Raw genomic sequence first — 12361 nt, 5'->3', positions numbered from 1 at the left:
CAATCCTCCCCCCCCCCGCCGCCGCTCTTCCGCGTCAGCGCTCCCTGTCCGCCGCCATGATGCCGACGCATTCCTCGAGCGCAGCGTGCAGCGACGGTACGAACGCGGCGAGTTCGGCGTCCGACGACCTGCCGGCCTCCAGCACGGCCCCGACGACCGTCACCAGGACGGCGGATGCCTTCAGCGCGTGCGCGTCGGCCAGGTCCTCCAGCACCCCGCCGGGACGCGCGAGCACGAACGCCTCCTTGCCGGTGACGGGGTCGACGCCGACGCTGCGGAAGCGCCTGGCGCTCATGCGGCGGCCTCCGCCGGGACGAAGTCCTGGCCCAGGGTGGCGAGGACCGCCGCCCGCCGCCGTTCCCGCTGGAGACGCCCGCGGTCCAGGGCCTCGCGTTCGCGTTCCCAGACCGCGAGGTACGGCCTGACCAGGGGCAGGCCGTCGGCGAGGATCACGTCCCCGGGGCGCGGCCGCGCCGGGCGCGGGAGAACGCACGGAGGTGCCGTCCGGAACTCGGGGCCCCCGGGGGCGCGGTGCGCTCCGCGCGGCGGCAGGAAAAAGCTCAGGATCGCGGCCAGTAGGCTGCGCATAGGTCGACTCCTTGGGTCGGCTGAGCCCCGGCACGGAAGATCGCACCTTCCCGCCGGGGCGCTTTTCGTGGGCGGTCGTCATCGTATCGCCTTGTATCGCTTCGTAGTGAGACGTATCTCAAAGTGTGGGGATCACTCCCGTTGCCTAGCGTCGACTCCATGAACCCCGATGCTGAGATCGATCACGGAGCGCCGCTGACCCCGTACCGGCAGCTGGCCGAGATTCTGCGGGCGCAGATCCGACGCGGCGACTGGCAGCCCGGGCGGATGCTGCCGAGCGAAGCTCAGCTCGTGCAGAAGTACGGCATCGCGCGGACGACCGTACGGCGAGGTCTCGGCGTGCTGGCGGACGAAAGCTGGGTGTACGCCGTTCCGCAACGCGGCTGGTTCGTCTCCGACCCCCTGCCGCCCGCCCCCGAGACGCCTGCGTCGCCTGCCTAGTGGTGCCGGTTCCGGGGGCGGGCGAAGGGGCCGCCGCCGGGTGCGAGTGATGGGCGGCCCGGGTGCCTGGGCGGTAGTGGTTGCTACGGTCGGCGAGTGGACAAGATCAGCCCCGATTCGCCGCAGTACGTCTATGAACAGCTCGCCGCGATCATCGAACGGAAGATCCGTTCCGGTGAGTACCCGCCGGGCACGAGGCTGCCGGGCGAACTGACCATGACGCACGAGCACAAGGTCGGTCCGGGCACCGTCCGCCGGGCTCTGGACATCCTCCGGGACAGGGGGTTGGTGGTCACCGTCCGCGCCCGGGGCTCGTTCGTCTCCGACCCCCTGCCGCCCGCCCCCGAGACGCCTGCGTCGCCTGCCTCGTGAACGGTTGTCAGAAATTTTCCGGAAGCCGTGCAACCGTTGCCGCCGGACGCGTGTCGTACACGGCATCAGGGCTTCTGGAGGGGGATCCGGGGGGATCGCGGGGGTTCTGATACGGAGGGGAAAAGCCGAGGGGGCCTGGTCGACGACCAGACCCCCTCGAGGCTTTCCCGTCAGCGGACGGACCTCAGAAGAACACCCCGCACCTGAGCAGGACGTTCGCGTACGGCCGAGCCTCACCCGTGCGCACCACCAGCCGCGCCCCTGCCGACAGCCTCTTCAACTCCTCGTGCGGCACCAGGGCCAGCTCGGGGAAGTGCCCGTCCAGCAGGCCGGCCGCCGCCGGGTTCGTCTCCCTGACCTCCGACGCCGCCGTCGCCCCCTCCACGACCAGCTCGTCCAGCAGCCCGTCGAGCACCTCCGCGAACGACGGCACCCCCGCCCGGAACGCCAGGTCGACGACCCGGGGCCCGTCCGGTATCGGCATGCCGGCGTCGCACACCAGCACCCCGTCGCCGTGCCCCAACTCGGCCAGTGCACCGGCGAGACGGCGGTTGAGGATCCCGGCCTTCTTCACCGGACCTCACCGTCCCCGGAAGCGACCGCCTCGACCTCGTCCGCCGTCGGGAACGACTCCTGCGCGCCCCGCCGGGTCACAGCCGCGGCCCCGACCCGCGCGGCGTACGCCGCGGCCTCGGTCAGGGACGAGCCCGTGCCCAGCTTCCACGCCAGCGCCGCCGTGAAGGAGTCCCCCGCACCCGTCGTGTCCACGGCGTCCACCTTCACGGACGCGATCCGGGCGACGCCCTCCGCGGTCGCCACCAGCGCGCCTTGTGAACCCAGCGTCACGACCACGGACTTCGGGCCCCTGGCGAGCAGGGTCCGCGCCCAGTCCTCGGGGTCGCCGCCGGGGCGGTCCTCGCCGAGGATCACCTTCGCCTCGTGCTCGTTGACGATCAGGGTGTCGCAGGCCGCGAGCAGCACGGCGGGCAGCGGACGCGGCGGGGAGGGGTTCAGCACGAAGAGGCTGCCAGGCTCCAGGCTCGCCGCGACCTCCACGACCGTCTCCAGCGGGATCTCCAGCTGCGCGGACACCACCCGGGAGGCGTGGACGAGGTCGGCCGCCGCCCGGACGTCCTCCGGTGTCAGGCGCCCGTTGGCTCCAGGTGAGACGACGATGCTGTTGTCCCCCGACGGGTCCACCGTGATCAGCGCGACGCCGGTCGGCGCCCCGCCCACCAGGACGCCCGCGGTGTCGACCCCGGCCGCCCGCTGCGAGTCGAGCAGCAGCCGGCCGTGCGCGTCGTCGCCGACCCGGGCCAGCAGGGCCGTACGCGCGCCGAGACGGGCCGCCGCGACGGCCTGGTTGGCGCCCTTGCCGCCGGGGTGGACCGTCAGGTCGCCGCCGAGCACCGTCTCTCCGGCACCTGGACGCCGTTCGACGTCGATCACCAGGTCGGCGTTGGCCGACCCCACGACCAGAAGGTCGTAGTCGTACATGAAGTGACTCCCCTGAAACGTGACATGAGGCGGGCGGCCCCGAGAAGGGTGACCGCCCGCCTTCGTGTTCGATGTCAGCCGCTGAAGCCGGCCACGTTCTCCTTCGTGACCACCTTCACCGGCACCTTCACCGTCTCCTCGACCTTCTTGCCCTGCAGCGCCTTCACCGCGTTGTCCACGGCGATCTTCCCCAGCTGCGACGGCTGCTGTGCGACGGACGCGTACAGCGTGCCCTGTTCGACGGCCTTCAGCCCGTCCGGAGTTCCGTCGAAACCGACGACCTGGACCGACGTGCCGGCCTTCGCGCCGAGCGCCTTGATCGCGCCGAGCGCCATCTCGTCGTTGGCGGCGATGACGCCCTGTACGTCCGGGTGCGCCTGGAGCAGGTTCGACATCACGTCGAGCCCCTTGGTGCGGTCGAAGTCGGCCGGCTGCTGGGCGAGCACCTGGATGCCCGGGTAGGCCTTCAGCCCCTTGGCGAAGCCCTCCGCCCGCTCCCGCGCCGCCGATGTGCCGGCCTGGCCCTGGAGGATCACGATCTTGCCGGTGCCGCCCAGCTTCTCGGCGACGGTCTTCGCGGCCAGCTCGCCGCCCGCCACGTTGTCGGAGGCGACCAGCGCGTCCACCGTGGCCTTGTTGACGCCCCGGTCGACCGCGATGACCGGGATCTTCGCCTTGTCGGCGGCCTTCACCGAGTTGCCCGCCGCGTCCGAGTCCACCGGGTTGACGATGATCGAGTCGAGGCCCGAACTGGTGAAGTTCTGCAGCTGGTTGGCCTGCTGCGAGGCGTCGTTCTGGGCGTCGGTGACGGTCAGGTCGACGCCGAGCTTCTTCGCCTCGGCCTTCGCGCCCGACTGGATCTGCACGAAGAAGGGGTTGTTCAGCGTGGACAGCGCCAGACCGATCCGCGGGTTCGCGGTCGACGAACCGCCGCCGTGCAGGAACGAGGTCGCACCCACGATCGCCACGGTGACGACCGCCGCGAGCCCGTACGTCGCCGCCTGCCGGCCCTTGCTCCCGCCCGAGCCGGTCCCGGCCGCCGCCGGAGTCGCCCCCGCCTTGCGGCGCACGGTGTCGAGCAGCACCGCCAGCGCGATGACGACACCGATGACGACCTGCTGCCAGAAGGCGGAGACCGACAGCAGGTTCAGGCCGTTGCGCAGCACCGCGAGGATCAGCGCGCCGATCAGGGTGCCGGAGGCCTTGCCCGTGCCGCCCGCGAGGGAGGCGCCGCCGATGACGACCGCGGCGATCGCGTCCAGCTCGTAGCCGTCGGCGGCCTGCGGCTGCGCCGAGGACAGCCGGGCGGCGAGCACGACGCCCGCCACGGCCGCGAACACCCCGGACAGCGCGTAGATCGCGAGCTTCTGCTTCTTCACCCGCAGACCCGACAGCCGGGCCGCCTCCTCGTTGCCGCCGATCGCGTACATCGAACGCCCGATGTACGTGCGGCCGAGCACGAACGCGGCGAGCAGACCCATCACGATCATGACGAGAACCGGCGCCGGCAGCCAGCCGCCGAGCGTGTCGCCGAGGTGCGAGACCGAGTCGGGGAAGGCGATCGGGGAGCCCTCGGAGATCACCAGCGACAGACCGCGCGCCACGGAGAGCATCGCGAGCGTCGCGATGAACGGCGGCAGCTTGCCGTACGCGATGAGGAAGCCGTTCACCAGCCCGGCCGCGATGCCGGTGACGACGGCCAGCGCCACCGCCAGGACCACCGGCACGCCGTGCTGGGTCGCACTCCAGGCGAGCACGGTGGCCGACAGCGCCGCCACCGAGCCGACCGACAGGTCGATGCCCGCCGCGACGATCACGAAGGTCACGCCGAAGGCGAGGATGGCGGTCACGGCCGCCTGGACGCCCACGTTGAGCAGGTTGTCCGTGGTCAGGAAGTCGCCCGACAGCGCCGACATGGCGATGACGAGGACGATCAGCGCGGTGAGCGCGCCGTTGTCGAGGAGCAGGCGGCGGACCGCCGCGGCGCCGCCGCCGGCGCCCGTCGAGCTCAGATGCGTGTCAGCGGCCACGGCCGGCCTCCACTTCAGTGGTCGGAGGGGTGTCAGGGGTACTGGGGGTACTGGGGGAGCCGGGGGTGTCAGGGGTCCTGGGGGTGCTCACGGCCAGGGCCATCACGGTGTCCTGGCTCGCGTCCTGCGCCGACAGCTCGCCGGCGATCCGGCCCTGGGCCATCACCAGCACCCGGTCGCTCATTCCGAGCACCTCGGGCAGGTCGCTGGAGATCATCAGGACCGCGGCCCCGGCGGCCGTCAGCTCGTTGATCAGCTGGTAGATCTCGACCTTCGCGCCGACGTCGATGCCGCGCGTCGGCTCGTCGAGGATCAGCACCCTGGTGTCGGCCAGCAGCCACTTGCCGATGACGACCTTCTGCTGGTTGCCGCCGGACAGGGTGCGCACCTGCTGGCCGAGCCCGGCCATCCGCACGCCGAGCTGCCCGGCGATCCGCGCCGCCGCCTCGTGCAGGCCCTTGAGGTCCACCAGCCCGCCACGGGTCGAGGCCCGCATGGTCACGAGCCCGAGGTTCTCCTCGACCGACTGGTCGAGCACCAGCCCCTGGCCCTTGCGGTCCTCGGGCACGAGCCCGATCCCGGCGGCCATCGCGGCCGTCACGTCGTACCCGGGCAGCCGGTCGCCTCCGACCCGCACCGCGCCCCGGTCGTACGGGTCCGCCCCGAAGACGGCCCGTGCCACTTCGGTACGACCCGCGCCGACGAGCCCGGCGACGCCGACGACCTCACCGGCGTGCACCTCGAAGCTGACGTCGTGGAAGACGCCGTCCCGTGTCAGCCCCTCGACGGACAGCAGCGCGGCCCCCGTCTCGGCGCGCTGCCTCGGGTACTGCTGCTCGATGGAACGGCCCACCATGAGCCGGACGAGCTCGTCCTCGGGCGTCGAGGCGGGCACCTGGCCGACCGACTTCCCGTCCCGGACGACCGTGACCCGGTCGCCGAGGGCGGCGATCTCCTCCAGGTGATGCGTGATGAAGACGATGCCGACGCCGTCCTCGCGCAGCCTGCGCACGATGGCGAAGAGCTTCTCGACCTCCTCGGAGGTCAGCACGGCGGTCGGCTCGTCCATGATCAGCACGCGTGCGTCCAGGCTCAGCGCCTTGGCGATCTCGACCATCTGCAGCCACGCGATGCCGAGTTCACGCACCCGCGCGCGGGGCGACACGTTCACCCCGACCCGCTCCAGCAGGACGGCGGCGTCCGCCTCCATCTTCTTCCGGTCGATCATCCCGAAGCGGCGCGGCTGCCGTCCCAGGAAGATGTTCTCGGCGACCGTCAGATCGGGTACGAGATTGAACTCCTGGTAGATGGTCGCGATCCCGAGGCGCTCGGAGTCCTGCGCGCCATGGATGCGCACCTCCTCGCCGCCGGCCAGGATCCGCCCGGCGTCGGGCGTGTAGGCGCCGGAGAGCATCTTGATGAGGGTGCTCTTGCCCGCGCCGTTCTCACCGAGCAGCACGTGCACCTCGCCCCGCCGCAGGTCGAAGTCGACGCCGTCGAGCGCGACCACCCCGGGGAAGGACTTGCGTATGCCTTCGATGCGCAGCAACTCGTCCGCGTTGCTCACGTCTGGCTCCTGTTCGTTACGGGGGACTCGCCGCACGACCGGCGTACGACGAGACGGGCGGCGAAGGTCACGGACCGGGGTGGCCGCCCCTCGATGCGGTCGACGAGCGCTCGCACGGCGGCCCGCCCCAGCTCTCCGGTCGGCTGGGCGATCGCGGTGACGGGCGGGTCGGTGTGCACGAACCACGGGATGTCGTCGAACGCGGCGAGCGCCAGGTCGTCCGGAACGCGCAGACCGCGCGCGCGTACGGCGTCCAGCGCGCCCAGCGCCATCAGGTTGTCGGCGGCGAACACGACCTCGGGCGGCTCGGGCAGGTCGAGGAAGCCCTCGGTGACCCGCCGCCCGCTCTCCGCCTGGAAGTCGCCCTGACCGATGTAGGCGTCGGGGAGGGGAAGGCCGTACTCGGCCAGGGCGGCCCGGAACGCGTCGACGCGCTCGCTGCCGGTGGTGGTGGCCGCCGGGCCCGCGATGATGGCGAGCCGCCGGTGTCCGAGCCCGTGCAGATGCGCCACGAGGTCGCGCACGGCGGCCCGTCCGTCCGCCCGCACCACGGGGACGTCGACGCCCGGGATCCACCGGTCGACGAACACCATCGGGGTGCCCCCGCGCGCGGCGTCCAGCATCAGCGGCGAGCCGCCGTCGGTGGGGGAGACGAGGAGCCCGTCGATGCGGCGGTCCAGCAGGCTGCGCACATGGTGGTCCTGGAGGTCGGGCCGCTCGTCGGCGTTGCCGATGATGACGCTGTAGCCGAGCGCGCGGGCCGCCTCCTCGACGGAGCGGGCCAGTTCGGTGAAGTAGGGGTTCATCACGTCGCTGATGACCAGGCCGAGGGTGTGGGTCTGGTCGGTGCGCAGCGACCGTGCCACGGCGTTCGGGCGGTAGCCCAGCGTCTGCACGGCGGCCAGTACGCGCGTGCGTGCGTCCGCGCTGACCGACGGATGGTCGTTCAGGACGCGGGACACCGTGGCGACGGAGACCCCCGCCTCGGCAGCGACGTCCTTGATGCTCGCCATCGCCGTGCCACCTCCTCGTGGACTCGGTTCGGGTACGGGGACGCGTCGGGGGAACCGGTGCGTGCGATCCCTGCATGGAATCGATTACATCGACGCGTACGGAGGAATGGAATCGATTACACGAGCCGGAATCAACCCCTCCACCCCATCCCGCAACCGGATCGTGATGTGCGTCCCCTCGGGGGACGCCTGCCGCGTCCGGGCCCTGTCCTAGGCTGCCCCCTGTCCGTCGCGGGTGACATGCCCGCGCCAGCCGACAGGGGAGTAGTGGACATGCGCGCAGGTCGGATACTCGCAGCGACGATCGGGGCCGCGGCCCTGGGACTCGGGACCACCATCGTCGTCGCGGCCCCCGCGTCCGCGGCGGGCTGCACGGCCAAGGCCGACGAGACGGTCGTCATCCGGGCCACGAAGAGCACCGGCGGCACGGCCCTCGCCCAGCTCAACAAGGGCCAGAGCGCGCCGGCGGACTGCACGATGCACTACGCGAACTCCTCGTACGAGAAGTGCGGCATCGTCAGCAAGCGATGGGTGAAGGTCACCAGGAGCGGCGTGACCGGCTACGTCGTCGGCACCTGTGTGACGATCACGCAGGACTGAACCGGCACGGGCGCCGCACGCCCGGCCGTCCGCCCGTCACCGGTCCCGCCACGGGTCGTCAGGCGCAGGCCTGACGACCCGGGCCGGCCTGTCGGTGCCGGACGGTACGGTCGGTTCATGTCCCAACAGACGGGGGCCGCCCAGGCGGCGGCGGGCGAGCGGCGGACGGCCACGCTGGAAGGCGTGCTCGAGCGGATCACGTACGCCAACGAGGAGAACGGCTACACGGTCGCCCGCGTCGACACCGGCCGGGGCGCGGGCGACCTCCTCACGGTCGTGGGCGCGCTCCTCGGCGCCCAGGTCGGCGAGTCCCTGCGCATGGAGGGCCGTTGGGGCTCCCACCCGCAGTACGGCAAGCAGTTCACCGTCGAGAACTACACGACCGTGCTGCCCGCCACCGTCCAGGGCATCCGCCGCTATCTGGGGTCGGGCCTGGTCAAGGGCATCGGTCCGGTCTTCGCCGACCGCATCACCCGGCACTTCGGCGTGGACACCCTGAAGATCATCGAGGAGGAGCCGAAGCGGCTCGTCGAGGTCCCCGGCCTCGGCCCCAAACGCACCAAGAAGATCGCCGACGCCTGGGAGGAGCAGAAGGCGATCAAGGAGGTCATGCTCTTCCTGCAGACCGTCGAGGTGTCCACGTCCATCGCGGTCCGTATCTACAAGAAGTACGGCGACGCCTCGATCTCCGTGGTGAAGAACCAGCCCTACCGGCTCGCCGCCGACGTCTGGGGCATCGGCTTCCTCACCGCCGACAAGATCGCCCAGTCCGTGGGCATCCCGCACGACAGCCCCGAGCGGGTCAAGGCGGGCCTCCAGTACGCGCTGTCCCAGGCCACCGACCAGGGTCACTGCTACCTCCCGGAGGAACGGCTGATCGCCGACGCCGTCAAGCTGCTCCAGGTCGACACCGGCCTCGTCATCGAATGCCTCGCCGCCCTCGCGGAACCCCCGGAGGAAGGTGAGGACCCGGGCGTCGTCCGCGAGCGGGTCCCGGGCCCGGACGGCGCGGCGGAACCCGTCACGGCCGTCTACCTGGTCCCCTTCCACCGGGCCGAACTCTCGCTCTCCGCGCAGCTGTTGCGGCTGCTGCGCACCGACGAGGACCGGATGCCGGCCTTTCGTGACGTGTCCTGGGACAAGGCGCTCGCGTGGCTGAAGTCCCGTACGAGCGTGGAGCTCGCGCCCGAGCAGGAGGCGGCCGTCAAGCTGGCGTTGACCGAGAAGGTGGCCGTGCTGACCGGCGGCCCGGGGTGCGGCAAGTCCTTCACCGTCCGCTCGATCGTGGAGCTGGCCCGCGCGAGGAAGGCGAAGGTCGTGCTGGCGGCGCCCACCGGCCGGGCCGCCAAGCGGCTCGCCGAGCTGACCGGCGCGGAGGCGTCGACCGTCCACCGCCTGCTGGAGCTCAAGCCCGGCGGCGACGCGGCCTACGACCGCGACCGTCCGCTGGACGCCGATCTGGTGGTCGTCGACGAGGCGTCGATGCTGGATCTGCTCCTCGCCAACAAGCTGGTCAAAGCCGTGCCGCCGGGCGCGCACCTGCTCTTCGTCGGGGACGTCGACCAGCTGCCCAGCGTCGGCGCGGGCGAGGTGCTGCGTGATCTGCTGACCGACGGCAGTCCGGTCCCGGCGGTGCGGCTCACGCGCGTGTTCCGCCAGGCGCAGCAGTCGGGCGTGGTGACCAACGCGCACCGGATCAACGCCGGGCAGCACCCGGTCACCGACGGCATGAAGGACTTCTTCCTCTTCGTCGAGGACGACACCGAGGAGACCGGCCGCCTCACGGTGGACGTGGCGGCCCGGCGCATCCCGGCCAAGTTCGGCCTGGACCCGCGCCGGGACGTGCAGGTGCTGGCGCCCATGCACCGCGGTCCGGCCGGCGCCGGCGCCCTCAACGGTCTGCTCCAGCAGGCCGTCACGCCCGGCCGCCCCGACGTGCCCGAGAAGCGCTTCGGCGGCCGGGTCTTCCGCGTCGGCGACAAGGTCACCCAGATCCGCAACAATTACGACAAGGGGGCGAACGGTGTCTTCAACGGCACCGTGGGCGTGGTGACCTCGCTCGACCCGGTCGACCAGCGGCTCACGGTGCTGACCGACGAGGACGAGGAGGTCCCGTACGAGTTCGACGAACTGGACGAGCTCGCCCATGCGTACGCGGTGACCATCCACCGCTCCCAGGGAAGTGAATATCCCGCGGTGGTGATCCCCGTCACCACCGGAGCATGGATGATGCTGCAACGGAATCTTCTGTATACGGCCGTCACCCGCGCGAAAAAGCTGGTCGTCCTCGTCGGCTCCCGCAAGGCGATCGGCCAGGCGGTGCGCACGGTGTCGGCGGGCCGGCGCTGCACGGCCCTGGACTTCCGGCTCGCGGGCCGGTGACCTGAGCGTCCCGGGGGCGGCGCGGAGACAGGAAAAAAATGATCGATCAAATGAGTCACGAAGGTCACAGAGCACTTCCCCAACCGTGACCAAGGCGGCAGGATGAGCTAGTTGGCGGCACTGAGTGCCGCCTACAAGCCCAATGGTCGACCCCGAGTGCACTCTCGTGCGCCAAATGGGGGATGGTAGAGACAGTCAGGGCAACCTCGAAGAAGAGGCACAACGTCGGTGAGGGATGACGTGAGCGACAACTCTGTAGTACTGCGGTACGGCGACGGCGAGTACACCTACCCGGTGATCGACAGCACCGTCGGCGACATGGGCTTCGACATCGGGAAGCTCCGCGCCCAGACCGGTCTGGTGACCCTGGACAGCGGCTACGGCAACACCGCCGCCTATAAATCCGCCATCACCTACCTCGACGGCGAGCAGGGCATCCTCCGGTACCGCGGCTACCCGATCGAGCAGCTGGCCGAGCGGTCGACCTTCCTCGAGGTCGCGTACCTCCTGATCAACGGTGAGCTGCCGACCGTCGACGAGCTCTCCGTCTTCAAGAGCGACATCACGCAGCACACCCTGCTGCACGAGGACGTCAAGAACTTCTACCGCGGCTTCCCGCGTGACGCGCACCCGATGGCCATGCTGTCGTCGGTGGTCTCCGCGCTGTCGACGTTCTACCAGGACAGCCACAACCCGTTCGACGAGAAGCAGCGCAACCTCTCCACGATCCGGCTGCTCGCCAAGCTTCCGACGATCGCCGCGTACGCCTACAAGAAGTCGATCGGTCACCCGTTCGTCTACCCGCGCAACGACCTGGGCTACGTCGAGAACTTCCTGCGCATGACGTTCTCCGTGCCCGCCCAGGAGTACGAGCTCGACCCGGTCGTGGTCTCCGCGCTCGACAAGCTGCTGATCCTGCACGCGGACCACGAGCAGAACTGCTCCACGTCCACGGTCCGCCTGGTCGGTTCGTCGCAGGCCAACATGTTCGCGTCGATCTCGGCCGGCATCTCCGCCCTGTGGGGCCCGCTGCACGGCGGCGCGAACCAGTCCGTGCTGGAGATGCTCGAAGGCATCCAGGCCAACGGCGGAGACGTCGACTCCTTCATCCGCAAGGTGAAGAACAAGGAGGACGGCGTCCGCCTGATGGGCTTCGGCCACCGGGTGTACAAGTCCTTCGACCCGCGCGCCAAGATCATCAAGGCGGCCGCGCACGACGTCCTCTCCGCCCTCGGCAAGTCCGACGAGCTGCTGGACATCGCCCTGAAGCTGGAGGAGCACGCGCTCTCCGACGACTACTTCGTCTCGCGCAACCTCTACCCCAACGTCGACTTCTACACCGGCCTCATCTACCGGGCCATGGGCTTCCCGACCGAGATGTTCACGGTCCTCTTCGCCCTCGGCCGCCTCCCGGGCTGGATCGCCCAGTGGCACGAGATGATCAAGGAGCCGGGTTCCCGCATCGGCCGCCCGCGCCAGATCTACACCGGCGTGGTCGAGCGCGACTTCGTTGCCGTCGAGGAGCGCTGACGCCTCCGGCGGGGGCCGCGTCTGTAGGTGCCCTTCCTGATTGAAGTCCTGATGTCCGACTGCCCGGGGTTCTGTCCCGGGCAGTCGTGCGTCCGGGGACCGCGGGTCCGGGGAAGTCCGGGGAAGTCCGGGGGCCGGGGGCTTGGGGCACGTCGTCCGGTGCGGGTGGGTGGGGGCCGGTCGCGCAGTTCCCCGCGCCCCTGAGGTCGGGGCGGTGGAGGCTGGTTCGAAGTTTTCCGGCGCGCCCCCTGAGGTCGGGGCGGTGGGCCCCGTTTGCGTCTCGAGGGTTCCGGCGTGCCCCGAGGTCGGGCGTCAGGACTGGTTCGAGGGTTTCCGGCGTG

Annotated in this window: 12 protein-coding genes; 5 read left to right on the top strand and 7 right to left on the bottom strand. The window is 70.8% G+C overall.

Annotated features, from left to right (window positions below):
* Window positions 1-34: 34 nt before the first annotated feature.
* Together ACN6LD_RS09610 and ACN6LD_RS09605 are read right to left on the bottom strand one after the other, a co-directional pair.
* Complete coding sequence (locus ACN6LD_RS09610; protein ID WP_319195350.1) at window positions 35-295, bottom strand: hypothetical protein; 261 nt, start codon at window positions 293-295, stop codon at window positions 35-37.
* Window positions 292-588 (bottom strand): hypothetical protein, encoded by a 297-nt coding sequence (locus tag ACN6LD_RS09605; RefSeq protein WP_319195352.1) that lies wholly within the window; start codon window positions 586-588, stop codon window positions 292-294. The genes ACN6LD_RS09610 and ACN6LD_RS09605 overlap by 4 nt, the downstream gene beginning before the upstream one ends.
* Before the next feature lie 159 nt (window positions 589-747).
* Here ACN6LD_RS09605 and ACN6LD_RS09600 point away from each other — a divergent pair, with 159 nt between their 5' ends.
* Together ACN6LD_RS09600 and ACN6LD_RS09595 are read left to right on the top strand one after the other, a co-directional pair.
* The gene (locus ACN6LD_RS09600) at window positions 748-1029 is read left to right on the top strand and encodes a GntR family transcriptional regulator (protein WP_445042880.1); all 282 of its coding nucleotides are present in this window, start codon (window positions 748-750) and stop codon (window positions 1027-1029) included.
* A 96-nt stretch (window positions 1030-1125) separates the two neighbouring features.
* Window positions 1126-1401 (top strand): GntR family transcriptional regulator, encoded by a 276-nt coding sequence (locus ACN6LD_RS09595; RefSeq protein ID WP_445042879.1) that lies wholly within the window; start codon window positions 1126-1128, stop codon window positions 1399-1401.
* Window positions 1402-1585: 184 nt separating this feature from the next.
* On the opposite strand, the gene rbsD is transcribed toward ACN6LD_RS09595, so the two are convergent.
* The 5 genes from rbsD to ACN6LD_RS09570 form a co-directional block, all read right to left on the bottom strand.
* Window positions 1586-1975, bottom strand: coding sequence for a D-ribose pyranase (gene rbsD, locus ACN6LD_RS09590; protein WP_319195356.1), 390 nt, complete (start codon window positions 1973-1975; stop codon window positions 1586-1588).
* Window positions 1972-2898 carry a ribokinase gene (locus ACN6LD_RS09585; RefSeq protein WP_445042878.1) on the bottom strand — a complete coding sequence of 309 codons (927 nt, stop codon included), beginning with the start codon at window positions 2896-2898 and terminating at the stop codon, window positions 1972-1974. The genes rbsD and ACN6LD_RS09585 overlap by 4 nt, the downstream gene beginning before the upstream one ends.
* A 74-nt stretch (window positions 2899-2972) precedes the next feature.
* Window positions 2973-4928: an ABC transporter permease/substrate-binding protein gene (locus tag ACN6LD_RS09580; RefSeq protein WP_319195359.1), complete on the bottom strand. Its 1956-nt coding sequence runs from the start codon at window positions 4926-4928 to the stop codon at window positions 2973-2975.
* On the bottom strand, window positions 4918-6495 hold the full coding sequence (locus tag ACN6LD_RS09575; protein ID WP_445042877.1) for a sugar ABC transporter ATP-binding protein: 1578 nt from the start codon (window positions 6493-6495) through the stop codon (window positions 4918-4920). The genes ACN6LD_RS09580 and ACN6LD_RS09575 overlap by 11 nt, the downstream gene beginning before the upstream one ends.
* On the bottom strand, window positions 6492-7508 hold the full coding sequence (locus ACN6LD_RS09570) for a LacI family DNA-binding transcriptional regulator (protein WP_319197262.1): 1017 nt from the start codon (window positions 7506-7508) through the stop codon (window positions 6492-6494). Before ACN6LD_RS09570 ends, ACN6LD_RS09575 begins: the two co-directional genes overlap by 4 nt.
* Window positions 7509-7781: 273 nt before the next feature.
* On the opposite strand from ACN6LD_RS09570, the gene ACN6LD_RS09565 reads away from it, so the two are divergent.
* From ACN6LD_RS09565 to ACN6LD_RS09555, 3 genes are all read left to right on the top strand, one after another.
* Window positions 7782-8108, top strand: coding sequence for a hypothetical protein (locus tag ACN6LD_RS09565; RefSeq protein ID WP_319197261.1), 327 nt, complete (start codon window positions 7782-7784; stop codon window positions 8106-8108).
* 117 nt (window positions 8109-8225) lie between these two features.
* The gene (recD2, locus tag ACN6LD_RS09560; protein WP_445042876.1) at window positions 8226-10490 is read left to right on the top strand and encodes an SF1B family DNA helicase RecD2; all 2265 of its coding nucleotides are present in this window, start codon (window positions 8226-8228) and stop codon (window positions 10488-10490) included.
* 240 nt (window positions 10491-10730) lie between these two features.
* On the top strand, window positions 10731-12020 hold the full coding sequence (locus ACN6LD_RS09555) for a citrate synthase (protein ID WP_319197259.1): 1290 nt from the start codon (window positions 10731-10733) through the stop codon (window positions 12018-12020).
* The last annotated feature ends 341 nt before the right edge of the window (window positions 12021-12361 follow it).

The organism is Streptomyces sp. SAS_272 (assembly GCF_052543235.1).
Note: the sequence above shows the minus strand (reverse complement) of the source record. Positions and strands in the feature narration are given on the sequence as shown.